This window comes from Tumidithrix helvetica PCC 7403, from assembly GCF_965232925.1.
Lineage (GTDB): Bacteria > Cyanobacteriota > Cyanobacteriia > Pseudanabaenales > Pseudanabaenaceae > Tumidithrix > Tumidithrix helvetica.
Genome location: NZ_CBDDRA010000020.1, coordinates 1 through 17,009 on the forward strand (window position 1 = coordinate 1; position 17,009 = coordinate 17,009).

A 17,009-nucleotide genomic window follows, 5' to 3' on the forward strand; every position below is an offset into this window, starting at 1 on the left:
TACAGGCTTCTAGTCTTTCTTTGTCTTCTGGACTCATTGTTTTATAGGGCTTAACTTTGATCTATTATCCCACTCTGCTTTGCTAAGTATTTCTACTTATTACCTAATTGAGATGCTCCCATCTTTCTCTTTGTCTTCTTTCTAAAATTCTACATTCACACTTTGAACTGATACCATTTTCAAAAAAAGATGCGTTGCATCTTTTTTTGAAAAAACCGCGCTCAGCGCGGAATCTAAAACCTGATCTGTCGCAAATATTTAGGAAATTGGTATGAGATGTTCAAGTAAGCATCTGGATCGTTGCTTTAATTATTAACGTTTATTAAGATTTTAATGAAAGCTATTCTCAATAAAGAAGTTGCTAGTAGGATTATTGAAGAAATTATTGCAACTAATTCCTATTAGTGAATCTAAATAGCTGCAAAATTAATAACCTACTTGCTTATCTCTACCCTCTATGCAAATCTCTAAAAATACTAATGTAAAGTCCGATTGGTGGGCTGGAAATGCTCGTTTTGCTGACCTGTCTGGTCTTTTTATCGTAGCTCACGTTGCCCAGGCAGCATTGATCGCTTTTTGGGCTGGTGCATTTACTTTATATGAAATCTCATGGTATAGGGCTGATTTACCCATGGGTAGTCAAGGCTTGATTTTACTGCCCCATCTTGCTTCTCTAGGTATTGGAGTTGGCGAAGGCGGCACTATTATTGATAGTTATTCCTATTTTGTTATTGGCTTACTCCATCTAATTTCTTCTGCGGTTTTGGCAGCTGGAGCCTTGTTTCATCTGACTAAAACCCCATCAAGTCTCAAAGATCTAAAGGGCTTTGCCAGAAATTTTCATTTTGAATGGAATGACTCGCATAAACTAGGAATTATTTTGGGACATCATTTGCTGTTTTTGGGCATGGGAGCATTATTACTTGTACTGAAGGCGATGTATTGGGGTGGTCTCTATGACTCGAATATTCACGCTGTCAGAGTTGTGACTGCACCAACTCTCGATCCTTTAACGATTTACGGCTATCAAACACATTTTGCGAATGTAAATAGCTTAGAAGATTTGGTTGGCGGTCATATATATGTTGGCTTTATGCTTTTGGCTGGTGGGGTTTGGCATATTGTGATGCCACCTTTAGAATGGGCTAAAAAAGTCTTGATCTTTTCTAGTGAGGCAATTCTCTCTTATTCCTTAGGAGGAATCGCATTAGCTGGTTTTGTTGCTTCTTATTTCTGTGCGGTAAATACTCTTGCATATCCAGTGGAGTTTTATGGTGAAGTACTACAGGTAAAACTTGGCATCATGCCTTTCTATGCAGACACTGTGACGTTACCCTTTGGTGTGCATTCTCCACGTTGCTGGCTAGCAAATGCTCATTTCATCTTAGCGTTCTTCTTTTTGCAAGGACATTTGTATCATGCCCTGAAAGCGATCGGGTTTGATTTCAGTCGTGTTAGTAGAGCTTTGAATATGTACGTGGCGGAAGTGGAATAAATGTCTAGATTCCCGAATTTTTGGGCAAAAATTCGGGAATCTTATATGGCAATTATCGGTTGTACTAAGATATCCATTTTGAATGAATTTCCTATGGGACAGGGCTTTTAAAAGCCAACTGCTAGCAGCGAATTGCAAATGACCATAGCAATTCTAAATGATAGATGAGAGATTCTTTTTTCTGCATAGAATCCTAGAATCGTAGGGGCAAGTCATGAATTGCTCCTACATATAAATCAAATAGGATTGCTATATATGTCCGTATCTTTAGAATCTTAGAGAATAAAATTATGGTGATGTTTCTTGGTAGTTTATTAACGATCGCTTCACTAACCTGTTTGGTTAATTTTTGGGTTCTATTGGCTCTGACACAAGCATAAATTCCATTGACTGTGAAGAAATACAGAGGTTCATGGAATGAATTCTATATTGCATACCAACTTTCATGAGAAATCCTTCTCATCAATTACAAATACAATCTTCAATTAGGAATAAATAGAACGATGGCTAAAATTGGTTTGTTTTTTGGAACTCAGACTGGAAATACTGAAGCTGCAGCGCAAGAAATTCAGAAAATATTTGGGTCTGGACTTGTGGATTTACACGATGTAGCAAAAGCTGACACTGGAGATTTTGAGGGCTATGATTGCTTGATTATTGGTTGTCCAACTTGGAACATTGGGGAGTTGCAATCAGATTGGGAAGGATTGTTTGACGAACTCGATGATATGGATTTCTCAGGCAAAAAAGTTGCTTATTTTGGGTGTGGCGATCAAATTGGCTATGCTGATAACTTCATAGATGCGATCGGCATCCTCGAAGCAAAAATTACAGAGCGAGGTGGAAAGACAGTTGGCTACTGGTCAATGGAAGGCTATGATTTTGATGCATCAAAGGCAGTACGCAATGGTAAATTTGTCGGTTTAGCGATTGATGACACCAATCAATCTGAACTAACCGAACAGCGTCTCAAAAAGTGGGTTACGCTATTGAGGTCTGAGTTTGGTGTATAACTTGAATGCTATAAACTTGAGAGCTTTTGTTCCTGCAAAAGATTTCAATCTCTCCAAATCATTTTATTTAGACCTTGGCTTTCAAATATTTTACGAAGATGCAGAATTAGCCGTTTTTAATGTCGGCAATACAGGGATCGGCTTTTACTTGCAAAAATTTTATGTAAAAGAACTTGCCGAAACCCTGATGATGCATTTGCTGGTTGAAGATCTGGATGGTTGGTGGGCTGAAGTGCAAGAGCGTAAAATTGCCGAAAAGTATCAGGTGAGAGTTATTCCACCGCAACAGCAAGCATGGAAAATGCGTGATTTTGTCATCATCGATCCTTCAGGCGTGTTATGGAGAATTGCCGAAAATACGACATAACAACAAATTCTTTTTTCTAAAGCATTTGAACTATCACAACCATCGATTTGTATTTGAACTTTATAGTTATGAAAAGTATTCTTATGAAGAATGAGCGGTTGGTTTACATTCTTGGAAGTTTTTTGCTGGTCAGTACTTTGGCTATGCTTGCGCCGACAAAACTATCCGCGCAGACTCTCCTTACTCAAGAGTATAAGGAACCAGAGAAACTCGAATTTAAGAATAAAGTCTCTGGAGCGGCGCTAGTTCGCGCTTTGCGTCAAGGTGGTCATATCATCTACTTCCGTCATGTCAGTACTGAGATTGACTATGCCGATCAAATTGTGGCAAAGATGGGCTATTGCCACAGTCAGAGGATGCTTAGCGAAAAGGGCTGGCAACAGGCGAGAAAAATTGGACTTAGCTTTCAATCTTTGCAAATTCCCGTTGATAAGGTGTACTCTAGCGAGTATTGTCGAGCTTGGCAGACAGCAGACTTAGCTTTCGGAAGGTATCAGAAGGATTCTAGGCTGAACTTCTTACCAAAGGCAGAGTATGATGAGATGGATACTTTACAGATGAAAAAAGCTGTGTTTCCTTTGCTCGCTACAATTCCTGCTCAGGGAAAGAACAATGTCATTGTGGGACATGATGATATTTTTGAAGCTGCAACAGGAATTTATCCAGAACCTCAGGGAGTTGCATTTGTCCTAACCCCTAATGGTCGTGATGGGTTTGAAATCATTGCTAAGGTGTTGCCTGATGAATGGAACCAATTATTACCCTAAGATATTGCTGCGAGATCGCTTCCTGCCCACGTTAGTTTTATTAACGATCGGACTGCTATTAACAATGGCAGTTTCTCTATGTCAGGGAGCCGTGCCGATGGGTTGGAACGAACTTTGGCAGGCGCTCTGGCATCAAGGTACATCGATTAATCAAACGATTATTTGGGAGTTGCGTCTGCCGCGAATCATTGCGGCGATGGTAGTCGGTGCCGCGCTAGGGATGTCAGGAGCTTTGCTGCAAGGGATGTTACGAAATGGACTTGCCGATCCCTTTGTGTTAGGCATTTCCGCAGGTGCAGGACTCGTGGCGATCGCCATGATTACTCTTGGAGTAGTACAGACTTTAGTTCCCTTAGGTGCTTGGATTGGCGCGATCGCTACCGCAATACTCGTTTACACCCTCGGCTACTTGGGCGGTGGACTATCGGTTGAGCGCTTAATTTTGGCGGGTGTGGCGATTAGCTCTATGTTTGGCGCTATCCAAACTACTTTGCTATTACTTGCTGATGATGGCAGGATTCAGTCGGCGTTAAATTGGCTGATTGGTAGTCTGAATGGTCGCGGCTGGGCTGAGGTGAATAATGTTGGACCTTACGTTGGTATGGCGCTAATTGCAGGTTGTCTATTAGCGCGTCCGCTAAATTTGCTCAATCTTGGTGATGACATGGCTTCGGGTTTGGGAACTTCGCTTGTGCGCTCGCGTTTAGCGATCGGCGCAGTGGCGAGTTTACTTGCCGCTAGTGCTGTCAGTATGGCGGGACTAATTGGCTTTGTCGGCTTGGTTGTGCCTCACGGTGTGCGCTTGTTAGTCGGTTTTGACTACCGATGGATTTTGCCATGTTCTGCGATCGGTGGTGCATGGGTGCTGACTCTTGCGGATTTGCTATCCCGACTTGGTACAGTGGAATTACCTGTGGGCGCAGTGACTGCATTGCTAGGTTCCCCACTATTTATCTGGTTACTCTATCGTCGGGGTCAGAGAGGTTAGAAATGGATAGTTACGACCTTACTGATGCATTGCTAGAAGCCCAAAATCTAGTCGGTGGCTATGGCAAACAGACGATTTTGCAGAATGTGTCCCTATCTCTACACAAAGGAGAATGGTTGAGTTTAGTAGGTGCAAATGGTTCGGGCAAATCAACTTTGTTGAAATTATGCAGTCGGATTCTTGCGCCTCAAACAGGCACAGTGCTACTAGATGGCAGAGCCATTCATCAACAGCCAGCGAAAGATGTGGCAAGGCAGTTAGCGATTTTGCCACAACAGCAGACAATTCCATCGGGCTTGACAGTTCGACAACTGGTTAGCCTCGGACGTACACCTCATCAACCTTGGTGGCAATGGGATCTGAGTTTAGAGGATCGCGCAATGGTGGAGACTGCGATCGCGCAAACCCAGTTAACTGAATTTAGCGATCGCCCTGTGGAACAACTTTCAGGTGGTGAGCGGCAAAGGGCTTTTTTAGCTTTAACCTTAGCGCAAGATCCCCAAGTTCTCTTACTGGATGAACCAACGACATTTTTAGATTTACATCATCAATTAGAACTATTGGAACTGCTCAAGACTCTCAACCAAGAGCGCCAATTGTCGATTATTACGGTGCTGCATGATATTAATCTAGCGGTGCGCTATAGCGATCGCCTAGCGATGTTAAAGCAGGGTGCGATCGAGGCGATCGGCACATCCGCCGATGTGATCACCCCTGACAATCTCCGTCAAGTTTTTGATGTAGAAGCAGTGACCGTCATTACCCCTGTGGGTTTACAGATCTGTTTGCTTTCGCCATCCCATACCTTAGTTAAGAGTCGCGATCCTACGAAGTAAGCCTTCAAAACTATCACAAAAGGGCAAGCGCCAACTTGCCCTCGAAATATCGACATCAAATCGACATCAACAATCATATGAAATTTCATCCCATTCTGCTCAAGAATGCAGCATTCTTAATGCTTAGCATTCCCATATCGCTGTTATTTGTAGAATTAGCGATCGCTGAAAATATTTCCAACAGTTCAGCAATTCCCACAGAAGATAGGAGGGCTAAGCCTCTTGCCCCACAAATCGCCCAAGCATCACCTGTTAAAGTTACCAAAGTTCAAATCAATCCTAGCGCCTCTAGATTAGAGATTGTTCTGGAAACCGCAGAGGGGCAATCGCTTCAGATTGACAGCAATAAATTTAGGATAGAAGGAAATAATCTGGCTGCGGATATTCCCAATGCGGTATTGGCGATCCCTGATATTCAGGAATTTAGCGCCGCCAATCCTACTGCTGAAATCAGCAAAATTAACATTACTCAACTTGATTCGAATACCCTGCGGGTCAATGTGTTCGGCAATGGCAAGCCTCCCATCCAAGAAGTTGCGTTGAAAATTCAAGGACAGCTTTTTAGTCTCAATCGCGATCGTGAAGATGAAGAAGAAATTACAATTACTGGCACTAGAACTCCTAGACCAACAAGGCTAACCCCTGGTTCCATCGCAGTAATTGATGCCGATAAAATCGATCAAAATCTATCACAGGATTTACGCGATCTCTTCCGTTATGAACCAAACGTTTCAGTTGGTAATAATCGCCGCTATGGATTGCAGGATATCAATATTCGTGGCTTAGGTGGCAACCGCGTTCTAATTCTCAATGACGGGATTCGACTTCCCACTCAGTTCTCCTTTGGGACATCCTCCCTTGGGCGTGATTACGTCGATATTGAAAGCTTGCAACGGGTAGAAGTAGTGCGTGGCCCTGCTTCCGCGCTCTATGGTAGTGATGCTCTCGGTGGTGTGGTTAGTTTTCGTACCATTGACCCAGAGGATTTACTTAAAAAGCGCCCCGATCGATCTGTCGTTACCAGCCTATCTACCAATTACGAAACAGGCGATCGTAGTTTTACAAATACCGCCGCGATCGCTTTTCGGGAAGGTAATTTTGAAGGTTTACTTGGCTATACGCGCCGTGATGGAGCCGAGGCAAAGGTTCCCACTGGTAATGAGTTTGTCGATAGCCGCAGTAATTCTCGTAACAACTGGCTCGGTAAATTGGTCTATCGCATTGATGCAACTAGCAAAATTGGTTTCGCAGCGGAAATCTTCCGCAATCGCGATAACTTTAAAGTTGCGCCAATTACTGCAGCTGGATTGCAGTCACCAACAGGATTTCGGGGGCAGGATGAGACTCTGGACAATAATGTCTCCCGCGATCGCTTTAGTATCTCCTATGATTTCAACGATCCTAATAGCACCAGTTTCTTGATTGCCGCCAAAGCCCAGTTGTACTATCAAAACGCCAATGTTGAAGAAATTCGGACTCAGGATTTTGTAAGAACTGGGGCAGGCGCCGATCGTCGTCGCCTCCGTAATCTTACCAACACCTTTGTCGATCGCATTTTGGGTGGCGAAGTCGAGTTCCAAAGCCGTTTTAAAATTGATGAAATTCTCAATACCCTAACCTATGGAATTGATATTTCTACTACGCACAACGAGCGCATTCGTAACGGTACTGAAAATCGCTTTAATGCCTCAGGCATAAATATTCTTACCACGAATGTAGTTGGCGCAGATAGTTTTCCTGTCAAGGACTTTCCCGATTCTGATACTTTTCGTTTAGGTATCTATGCCCAAAATGCAATAGATTTTAGCGACGCCTTCACATTGATTGCAGGGCTAAGATTCGATTCCTATCAACTCAAGACCAAAATCGATGAACTCTATTTGCGAAATTCATCTAGTGCGACAGCAGCAGACTTTAATGACTCGGCAATCTCACCCAGCCTCGGTTTTGTTTGGCAAACTTCACCCGAGTGGACATTGACAGGACGTTACGCCAAAGGATTTCGCACGCCATTATATAGTGAAATCAATTCTGGCTTCACCAATCTCACCAGTCCCACCTTCCGTTACCAAACCCTATCAAACCCCAATCTCAAACCTGAAACTAGCGACACCTTTGAGATTGGAGTTAGAGCCAATTATCTCCAATTCGACTTCAATCTCACAGGTTTTTACAACAGTTATAGTAACTTCATTGAGTCTTTTGCAAATGCAGGAGTTGCCACAGTTAACGGTATTCCCAATGTAAATCTATTCCAATCTCAGAATGTGGCAAGGGCAATCACCTATGGACTTGAGTTGGGCGGAGAATATCGCTTTAGTCCCACCAATGATGGCTTCAGCCTGATTGCAGCTTTAGGTCTAACAGTTGGTGAGAATCAAATTACCAATCAACCTTTAGAAACAGTCGATCCAATTAAGTTAGTGACGGGCTTGCGCTATCGCGCTCCAGAAAATATTTGGGGAGCCGATCTGATTGCCACTTTTGCAGGGCAACCCCGACTTGCGAGCAATCGACCCGTCAATGCCTATACACCGCAGGGATATACAGTTGTTGACTTGACTGGATTCTACAAAATCACGCCGCAGCTAACTCTAAATATGGGAATTTTCAATCTATTCAACAACCAATATTTCCTTTATTCCGATGTACGTCCTCTCGTTACTGCGCCTGCACCGACAGATCTGGCGCGATTTGCTCAACCAGGAATCAGTCTCAGAGCTGGATTGACCTTTGTTTTTTAACGATTCTCCAATCCTTAAAATGGCGTTGCCATTTTAAGGATTGGAATAAACGACGCAAGCGCCACTTTTTATATCAATTAGGAGAATCTCAAAATGGCAGTACAATTTCGACATATCATGCTGATGGTAAAAGACGTTCCTGCTACTACACAGTTCTACAGCTCAGGCTTAGGTTTAGAAATTACTAAATTGAGTCCCAACATGGCCGAACTTGATGCTAATGGAACAAAGATTATTATGCATGGCGTAGAAGAAGATCCTAAGACTGGAGGATCGCCGATTCTTAGTTTTCATGTGGATGATGTAGTTGAGACAATCGCTAAATTAGAAGCTCTTGGTGGCAAACTAGAAGGACGCATTCGCGAGCCTTCCTTTGGCAAAGTTGCCGCAGTTCGCAGTCCCGAAGGACATTTACTAAGCTTATTACAACCTGCAACAGATAAATAACATCAATCCCCAAAAGTGTGATTACACTTTTGGGGATTGAAAACCAAACCCCGAGATGACTTGTATAACCGATATCAAAGAATATTAGCCATTGATATCGTTCTCGCATGAGATGACAACAACATTAAGAACAATTCCATGACAAATATGACCTTTGAAGCTGCGATCGCCTACACCGAAACTTTACGAGTACGAAAAGATTTAGAAGCCTCACAACTAAAATCAGAAGTTGAAGCACTTATTAAAACTTCAAATGGAGCGAGGGGATTTTTTGTAAGTTTTTTGACCAGCACATGGGAATTGGCCGATAATCCCAGCCCTGCAATTATTCAAGCTTTGCAATCTGAACCCAAGGCGATCGCAGAATTGCTTGTGAAAAACCTTGCCATGTCAACAGCAATGGCAATTACCCATCGTCGTAATGGCGACACAGAACAGGCTCATGATTCCGAGCGCGTGGCTAAACGCACGACCCTTTTAATTGAGAAAGTAGATTTGCCAGAAATTCGCACAATTGCTGCCCAAATGCTGAATTCAGCAACCTCAAACAAAGGAGAGTATGCAGCATTTCTCGAAAAATGGGGCTATGACGCCGAACAAAAACAAGCGATCGCAAATGCCCTAAGTTAATAACCGCTATATTAAAGAAGATGATTTATCGAGTATTTCAATTGATGAGATCGCTAAGAAACTGGGTGATTATCCTCATAGTTGCCATATTTACCATTTCCTGTAATTCTGCCATTCCTTCGCAATCTTCTGTCCCACCTGCTAGCAAAAGTTCGCAAACCACAGCGCCTGAAGTTAAACCTGCTGGTGCTTCTAAGGTTGTTGCCTTGACTTCACTTTCCGCAGATATTATCTATCGCTTGGATAAAACCAAATTAGTCGGCATCCCCGGAAGTCGCTTGTTAAGAGAGAATGCCGAAATCTCCAAAATCACCCAAGTCAGCGAAGGGCAAACACCACCTAATCTAGAGAAAATCATCGCCCTCAAACCTGACTTGGTAATTGGTGCAACGGGATTCCACGCTCGAGTTCTAGAAAAGCTGAAAGGGCTAGGCATCAAAACAATGACTTCTAGTATTACTAGTTGGAAATCATTAGAGGAATTGACTAAAGCGCTCGCTACCGAAATTCAAGCCGATCCCACTGCCTTGATTCAGTCCTATCAAACTCTACTCACCCCAAAAGCTGGCAAATCAGAATCAACGCTCGTACTGGTCAGTTCTCAACCAATCCTTGCTCCTAATAAAAACAGTTGGGCGGGAGATTTGCTGACACAATTCCAAATTGACAATGTGGCGGCTGAACTACAGGGGCAAAGCCCCCAACGTGGCTATATTACACTTTCGGCAGAGAAGGTTTTAGAAGCTAACCCAAAGGTGTTGATTCTTGTGGATGTTGGTGATGGCACGATCGGCAAACTCAAAGAAGTTCCCTTCTGGAATAAACTCGGGGCTGTGACTAGCGATCGCGTCTACACGTTTGACTATTACGGATTGGTAAACCCAGGTAGCATTGATGCCATTTCTAAGGCTTGTAACAAGTTACAGGCGATCTTTAGTGCCAAGGCTTAAAATATCTCCATAACAATTCCATTGTCGTCCAACAGGTCATATATATGTTGGTGCCTTTTTATGCAGACACCGTGACGTTACCCTTTGGTGTGCATTCTCCACTTCATAACATGTGACAGGCGACGAAACGGCTTGAGTCATTTGCTTTTAACTCCTTTTCTTACCCATATATTATCAAACTCAACATTGCAACCAATTTCATTGGCAAAGGGTAAAAATTCTAATTATGAGTATTTCCTTAGTTTCACCCTATGTTTGATAAGTCTAGTGTATAAGACTATAAACATAGATCGGGTGAGTGTAGTTCTGAGAGTTAACGGATGAGTAACGAGTTTGAAAGCGCGAGCGATCGCTTCCCCCCCCAAAATATTGAGGCTGAAGAAGCAATTTTAGGGGGGATTTTAATGGATCCAGAAGCAATCTCGCGTGTGATGGACTTGCTGCGACCAGAGATGTTTTACGTCGCAGCCCATCAAGAGATCTATCGTGCCTGTTTAATGCTGCACAACCAGTCCAATCCCACGGACATGATGAGCGTTACGACTTGGCTGAGCGATCGCGATACCCTCGAAAAAGTGGGCGGACAGAGCAAGATCGTACAGCTATGCGATCGCACGGTTAGTGCCGTCAACGTTGATTACTATGCCCAGTTGGTTGTAGACAAGTTCACCCGCCGCAGACTCGGTGAAGCAGGACGCGCCACAGTGGACATTAGTTTTAACTCAGAGATGGAGTTGGCTCAGGCGCTCGATCTGGCGGAACAAAAGATTTTTGCTGTCACCCAAGCCCGCACGCAGCAGGGCTTAATTCCCGCAGGCGATATTCTCACCAAGACCTTTTACGAGCTAGAGAATCGATTTAATGCGCTTGGCTCGGCAAGCACTAGTTTACCTGGTTTAGCTACGGGCTTTTATGACTTTGATGCCATGACGAACGGGTTGCAGCGATCGGATTTGATCATCATTGCAGGCAGACCTTCCATGGGGAAAACTGCTTTTGGTGTAGAAGTCGCCAGAAAATTGGCAGAAAATCACAAATTACCGATCGCGATTTTCAGCCTAGAAATGTCAAAGGAGCAACTCGTTTATCGTCTGCTTTCTAGTCAATCAAAATCGAAAGCTACAGATATTGGAATTGATAGCAATCGTCTGCGATCGGGGCAAATCAGTGAGAATGAATGGGCAACTGTGGCAATGGCAATCAGTACCCTATCCGATCTGCCTATTTTCATTGATGATACCCCCAATCCTTCGGTAACCGAGTTGCGTTCCAAAGCTAGGCGTTTGCAAGCAGAAAAGGGAGGCGTTTTAGGCTTGATTCTGATTGATTATCTGCAATTAATGGAAGGTTCTGGTTCGGACAATCGCGTGCAAGAATTATCGAGAATTACGCGATCGCTCAAAGCCTTAGCCCGCGAACTACAAGTACCTGTGATTGCCCTCTCTCAATTGAGTCGCGGCGTAGAAGCCAGAACCAATAAGCGTCCCATGCTATCTGACTTGAGAGAATCAGGCTGTTTGAGTGGTGGCTCCCTAGTGACGATGGCAGATACAGGAGCAGAAATTCCCATACGAGATCTGGAGGGAAAATCTGGGTTTTCAATCTGGGCATTGAATACCGAAACGATGAATATGGAACAGGCGATCGTGAGTAATGCCTTTTGTACGGGTACAAAACCTGTGTGGGCTTTAACCACAAACTTGGGTCGATCGATCGTGGCAACGGCAAACCACAAGTTCCTGACGATCCAAGGTTGGAAACGTTTAGATGATTTGAAAGTTGGCGATCGCCTCGCCTTGCCTTGTCATATTTCTAGCCCAGAACTACCCGAAGCAACTGCAGAATTCGCTAACCGCGATATCTATTGGGACAAGATTAAAGGAATTGATTTTGTTGGACAAGAAGTAGTTTACGATTTAACCGTTCCAAGTTTAGAAAACTTCTCGGTGCAAGGATTTTATGCCCATAATTCCATCGAGCAAGACGCAGATTTAGTAATTAATTTATATCGCGATGAATACTATAATCCTGATACCCCAGATCGCGGCATTGCCGAAATTATTATTGCCAAACATCGAAATGGTCCCGTGGGTACGGTTAAATTACTGTTTGAACCCCGCTTAACCAAATTTGAAAATATGGCTTCGAGGTAGAATTCACTGACCTATGATTTGCACGAGAGTATAAAAAATTATGAGACGGCGAGAGTTTCTCATTAGTGGTTCTGTCATGCTTGGCGTGGGGGGATGTGGTTTATTTGCCGATCCTAACCGTTTGCGCATCTTGGGACTAGCAGGTGCAATTCCTAGTAAGGTTGTGGGACAGTTTGAAGGTACCTTTAGTAAAACGACTGAGTTAAAAACGGCTAAAACACCCCAAGAGCTTTGGCAAGAACTCCTCGCAAAACCAGATGCCGATAAAAAATTCGATCTGACCAGTATTGGTGATGCTTGGCTAGACAGTGCGATCGCGCAATCTCTGATTCAGCCAATCTCTCCTAACCTCTTGGCACAGATACCTCAATGGACAAAGTTGGATACGCGTTGGCAGCAACTGGTCACTCGCAAAACTGGGGAGAAATCGCAGGTTTGGGGTATTCCCTACCGTTGGGGTACAACCGCGATCGCCTATCGTCAGGACAAGATTAAATTTGAAATTACCAAATGGGCAGACCTATGGCGACCCGAACTCAAACAAAAAGTCACACTGCCCGATCACCCCAGAGAAGTTATTGGAATTGCCCTAAAGAAACTCGGTTTATCTTATCAGCAAGAAGATCTTAGAGCGATTAAAGAATTGAACGATGAACTCAAGCAACTGCAACAGCAAGTTTTTATCTACACCTCTGACACCTACCTACAGCCCTTACTGATTGATGATACTTGGGTCGCCGTGGGATGGTCGCAGGATATGCGTAAAGCGCCTCAACAAGACCCCAATATTAAAGCGATCGTACCAACCGAAGGAACAGCACTCTGGAGTGATATTTGGGTATTACCAAAGCAAGCGAATCCTGCAAATCTTCCCTCTGCCTGTCATTGGATGGACTATAGCCTCACCCCAGCGATCGCGGCTCAAATTACAGCACTCACAGATGCCACCACAACTTCCTCTGCTTTAGAGCAAGTACCAGCCAGTATAAAAGCAGATATTCTTAAGTTTCCTGCACCGCAAACGATCGCTCAAAGCGAAGTGTTCCTGCCTCTCTCAGAGACAACTGCGAAACAGTACAAAGAAATTTGGACGAAACTACGAACCAATAGCCTGTAGAGAATGAGAATTACTGTTTTGTCGGTACTTGCTTTACAGAAGCTCGATCGGAGAGTTGATCGGTGGCTTCGAGAATTGGGTTGAAAACTCTAAGTTTTCGGCGTTGTTGCAGCTTAAAATCTTGAACGGTTTGACTAAATGTAGCGACAGGATTGGGACTATCTTTTGGTGATTGCCAATTTAGCAGGTTAGTGATGCCATCAATCGCAGGAATGCTGACCTTATCCCCTCCAAGTTGGAAGAAATTCATACTCCCACTTAAAACTGAAGAATTATTTTGTTGCATCTCCCCCAATGTTTTTTGAGATAGAGGCGTATCATTGCCCGTTGGTTGACCAATTGTGGCAATCTGGGCGATCGCATCTAAAGCGAAATAAGAACCACAGACAGACATTGCGCCACTACCCGCGATCGCAACCAACCATAGTTTTTTGGAAAACATTTCTTGACCTCTCCTGATAATATTTGGGCTTTGGGTTAGCAACACAGAGTCCCAAAGAGAAGTTGCTTGCTTTTGTGCAGGCGAAACAATCAGTGCTCTACAAACTCAACACAAGAGAGGTAAAGCTAATGGAATATTGATAGAGCCCCAAAAACCAGAAATTTAGCAACTAAGAATCATCTGTAAATTGATTAAAGGACTTTGACTGCCCATGCTCAATCGAAGTTCCTGTAAAAATTTTTTATGAATCTATTTTGCTAACGAGCGCAGTGATTTACTGCCATGAAACTTAAGCTACCACGAACAAAATTCCCAAACTCACTTTTGGCTCATAAAGTTAATATTTCGCAAACTTTATCCTCCTTAAGGCGGAGCTTTAAATATTTAGGAAAGCTTTTAAGCAGGACATCAAAATCTAATGCCTGCTAGGATTGAATTGATATTTATCAAGAACTTAAGAACTAAGCTTTAGGTTTTCATGTCAATTCCTACTACTGACACCACGCTAGAAACCCTTAGCCAAGCGCCAACATCTGAGGATGAGGTGCTTGATGAGGCGACGGATGAGGTAATTGATGAGGCGATCGATGACGTAGAAATGTCGCTATTCGATCACCTTGAAGAACTGCGAACCCGAATTTTCTACGCGATCGCGGCGGTAATCGTTGGGGTTATTGGTTGCTTTGCGATCGTCAACAAAATTGTCTACCTGCTTGAGATTCCCGCCCATGGGGTCAAGTTTTTGCAATTGTCACCCGGAGAATACTTTTTTGTATCGATTAAGGTGGCTGGCTACAGTGGCATCTTGGTCGCGAGTCCCATGATTTTGTACCAAATCGTGCGATTTGTTCTACCAGGGCTCACGAAAAAAGAAAAGCGGCTCGTTGCCCCGATCGTGTTTGGTTCCAGCATTCTGTTTGTGGCTGGCATTGTGTTTGCCTATGTAGCGTTGATTCCCGCTGCCCTCAATTTCTTTATTAGTTACGGTGGGGATGTGGTCGAGCAACTCTGGTCGATCGATCGCTATTTTGAATTTGTGCTGCTGCTGCTATTTAGTACGGGCTTGGCATTTCAGATCCCGATCGTACAGGCATTGCTAGCAATCACAGGAATTGTTTCCTCTAAAAAAATGTTGGCAGGATGGCGGTTCGTCGTGCTAGGCGCAGTAATCCTCGGAGCAGTGTTAACGCCATCCACCGATCCCATGACCCAAAGTTTGCTGGCTGGGGCTGTGGGGATGCTCTACTTTGGTGGCATCGGCATCGTAAAGTTATTAGGTCGCTAAAGGTGGACAGACATGAAAGATTGCCAACCTAACCTCCAACCCTCCAAACTGCAAATCTACGATACAACCCTACGAGATGGGGCACAGCGAGAAGGGTTATCCCTATCGATTGAGGATAAAGTCAGAATTGCCCGCAAACTCGATCGCTTAGGGGTAGCCTTTATTGAAGGCGGTTGGCCTGGGGCAAATCCCAAAGATGGCGAGTTTTTTCGGCGGATTCAAGCAAAACCCTTGATGAATGCCGAACTGGTTGCCTTTTGCTCGACACGCAGACCGGGAGCTAAAGCCAACGAGGATGCGATGCTCGTGCCGATTATTGCCTCAGGTACGCGCTGGGTGACCGTATTCGGTAAGTCTTGGGATCTGCATGTTACTGAGGGCTTGCGCACCACCCTAGATGAAAATTTGGCAATGATTACCGATACGATCGCCTATCTTCGCAGCCGCGATCGCCATATCATCTACGATGCCGAACATTGGTTTGACGGCTATAAGCAAAATCCCGAATATGCACTTCGTACCTTAGAATCAGCGATCGAGGCTGGGGCTGAGTGGCTGGTTTTTTGCGACACCAACGGCGGCACATTGCCCAGCGAAATCGAAACCATTGTGAAACAGGTTGGGAACTGGTTATCAGAAAGGGGCGATCGAGATTCTAAAGGGATAATGCCAAAGCTGGGGATTCATACCCACAATGACTCAGGGCTAGCGGTGGCAAATGCTTTGACTGCGGTGCAACAGGGTGTAACCATGATCCAAGGGACGATCAATGGCTATGGCGAACGCTGCGGCAATGCCAATCTCTGCACGTTAATCCCCAATTTACAGCTAAAAATGGGCGTGCCATGCATCACGGACGAACAGCTAACCCAACTATCTGAGGTGTCTCGCCAAGTTAGTGAAATTGTTAACCTCGCCCCCGACGAACATGCGCCCTTTGTAGGTTTGTCAGCATTTGCCCATAAGGGTGGCATTCACGTTAGTGCAGTTCAGCGCAATCCGCTCACCTACGAACATATTGCCCCCGAGCAAGTCGGTAACAGCCGTCGAATTGTGATTTCCGAGCAAGCAGGGCTAAGTAACATCCTGTCTAAAGCCAAAGCCTGTGGTATACCCTTACAAAAAGACGATCCGACCTGTCGCCAAATCCTCCAAAAAATTAAAGACCTAGAACAACTGGGTTACCAATTTGAGGCAGCAGAGGCAAGTTTCGAGCTATTAATGCGAGATGCGATCGCCCAACGACCTCATTTCTTTAGCGTGCTTAGTTTTCAAATTCATAGCGATGCCGCCCGCCATAGCGATCGCCACGGTGAGGTCGATTCCCTCGCCACGGTAAAGGTTATGGTAAAGGGGCAAGAAAAATTAACAGCTTCGGAAGGCAATGGGCCCGTATCAGCGCTTGACGCAGCTTTACGCAAATCTTTGGTGAAGTTTTACCCAGCGATCGCCCAGTTTTATCTGACCGACTACAAGGTACGGATTCTCAATAGCAATGCGGGAACGGATGCCAAAACCCGCGTGCTGATTGAGTCTAGCAATGGCGATCGGCGATGGACGACCGTAGGCGTCTCCACCAATATCATTGCCGCATCCTGCAAGGCCTTGGTGGAAGGGCTAGAGTATGGGTTGATGCTTTATGAATCGCAAAACTCACCGAATCACCTAAGCGATCGAGGTTTGTCAGATTTTATCGAACAAAATTACGATCGAAGTAATCCAAATAACCAAATTGGTGCTATAAATCTCGCAAATTAACTATAAAAGCTGTAAAC

At 44.3% G+C, this 17,009-nt stretch carries 15 protein-coding genes; 14 read left to right on the top strand and 1 reads right to left on the bottom strand.

All coding sequences use genetic code 11. The features are described 5' to 3' along the window. Nucleotides 1-457: 457 nt before the first annotated feature. From ACP2WE_RS17660 to ACP2WE_RS17715, 12 genes are all read left to right on the top strand, one after another. Nucleotides 458-1,495, top strand: coding sequence for a chlorophyll a/b binding light-harvesting protein (locus tag ACP2WE_RS17660; RefSeq protein ID WP_425216868.1), 1,038 nt, complete (start codon nucleotides 458-460; stop codon nucleotides 1,493-1,495). 503 nt (nucleotides 1,496-1,998) lie between these two features. After that, nucleotides 1,999-2,508, top strand: a complete 510-nt coding sequence (gene fldA / locus ACP2WE_RS17665) for a flavodoxin FldA (protein WP_425216869.1) — start codon at nucleotides 1,999-2,001, stop codon at nucleotides 2,506-2,508. After that, the gene (locus ACP2WE_RS17670; protein WP_425216870.1) at nucleotides 2,501-2,875 is read left to right on the top strand and encodes a VOC family protein; all 375 of its coding nucleotides are present in this window, start codon (nucleotides 2,501-2,503) and stop codon (nucleotides 2,873-2,875) included. The genes fldA and ACP2WE_RS17670 overlap by 8 nt, the downstream gene beginning before the upstream one ends. Before the next feature lie 68 nt (nucleotides 2,876-2,943). Continuing rightward, the gene (locus ACP2WE_RS17675) at nucleotides 2,944-3,642 is read left to right on the top strand and encodes a histidine phosphatase family protein (RefSeq protein WP_425216871.1); all 699 of its coding nucleotides are present in this window, start codon (nucleotides 2,944-2,946) and stop codon (nucleotides 3,640-3,642) included. Beyond that, the gene (locus ACP2WE_RS17680) at nucleotides 3,617-4,630 is read left to right on the top strand and encodes a FecCD family ABC transporter permease (RefSeq protein ID WP_425216872.1); all 1,014 of its coding nucleotides are present in this window, start codon (nucleotides 3,617-3,619) and stop codon (nucleotides 4,628-4,630) included. Before ACP2WE_RS17675 ends, ACP2WE_RS17680 begins: the two co-directional genes overlap by 26 nt. A gap of 2 nt (nucleotides 4,631-4,632) precedes the next feature. Further along, nucleotides 4,633-5,466 (top strand): ABC transporter ATP-binding protein, encoded by an 834-nt coding sequence (locus tag ACP2WE_RS17685; protein ID WP_425216873.1) that lies wholly within the window; start codon nucleotides 4,633-4,635, stop codon nucleotides 5,464-5,466. Nucleotides 5,467-5,543: 77 nt separating this feature from the next. After that, nucleotides 5,544-8,210: a TonB-dependent hemoglobin/transferrin/lactoferrin family receptor gene (locus ACP2WE_RS17690; RefSeq protein ID WP_425216874.1), complete on the top strand. Its 2,667-nt coding sequence runs from the start codon at nucleotides 5,544-5,546 to the stop codon at nucleotides 8,208-8,210. A 93-nt stretch (nucleotides 8,211-8,303) separates the two neighbouring features. Next, on the top strand, nucleotides 8,304-8,657 hold the full coding sequence (locus tag ACP2WE_RS17695; protein ID WP_425216875.1) for a VOC family protein: 354 nt from the start codon (nucleotides 8,304-8,306) through the stop codon (nucleotides 8,655-8,657). A 138-nt stretch (nucleotides 8,658-8,795) separates the two neighbouring features. After that, nucleotides 8,796-9,287 (top strand): sll1618 family protein, encoded by a 492-nt coding sequence (locus tag ACP2WE_RS17700; RefSeq protein WP_425216876.1) that lies wholly within the window; start codon nucleotides 8,796-8,798, stop codon nucleotides 9,285-9,287. A 20-nt stretch (nucleotides 9,288-9,307) separates the two neighbouring features. Beyond that, nucleotides 9,308-10,237, top strand: coding sequence for an ABC transporter substrate-binding protein (locus ACP2WE_RS17705; RefSeq protein WP_425216877.1), 930 nt, complete (start codon nucleotides 9,308-9,310; stop codon nucleotides 10,235-10,237). A 320-nt stretch (nucleotides 10,238-10,557) separates the two neighbouring features. After that, entirely contained in the window at nucleotides 10,558-12,390 is a 1,833-nt protein-coding gene (gene dnaB / locus ACP2WE_RS17710) for a replicative DNA helicase (RefSeq protein ID WP_425216878.1), read from the top strand. A gap of 40 nt (nucleotides 12,391-12,430) precedes the next feature. After that, entirely contained in the window at nucleotides 12,431-13,507 is a 1,077-nt protein-coding gene (locus tag ACP2WE_RS17715; protein WP_425216879.1) for an ABC transporter substrate-binding protein, read from the top strand. A gap of 10 nt (nucleotides 13,508-13,517) precedes the next feature. Here ACP2WE_RS17715 and ACP2WE_RS17720 read toward each other — a convergent pair whose 3' ends face one another. Beyond that, nucleotides 13,518-13,949 carry a hypothetical protein gene (locus ACP2WE_RS17720; protein WP_425216880.1) on the bottom strand — a complete coding sequence of 144 codons (432 nt, stop codon included), beginning with the start codon at nucleotides 13,947-13,949 and terminating at the stop codon, nucleotides 13,518-13,520. A 478-nt stretch (nucleotides 13,950-14,427) separates the two neighbouring features. On the opposite strand from ACP2WE_RS17720, the gene tatC reads away from it, so the two are divergent. Continuing rightward, nucleotides 14,428-15,234, top strand: a complete 807-nt coding sequence (tatC, locus tag ACP2WE_RS17725; RefSeq protein WP_425216881.1) for a twin-arginine translocase subunit TatC — start codon at nucleotides 14,428-14,430, stop codon at nucleotides 15,232-15,234. 12 nt (nucleotides 15,235-15,246) lie between these two features. Next, nucleotides 15,247-16,992, top strand: a complete 1,746-nt coding sequence (gene cimA, locus ACP2WE_RS17730; protein ID WP_425216882.1) for a citramalate synthase — start codon at nucleotides 15,247-15,249, stop codon at nucleotides 16,990-16,992. The last annotated feature ends 17 nt before the right edge of the window (nucleotides 16,993-17,009 follow it).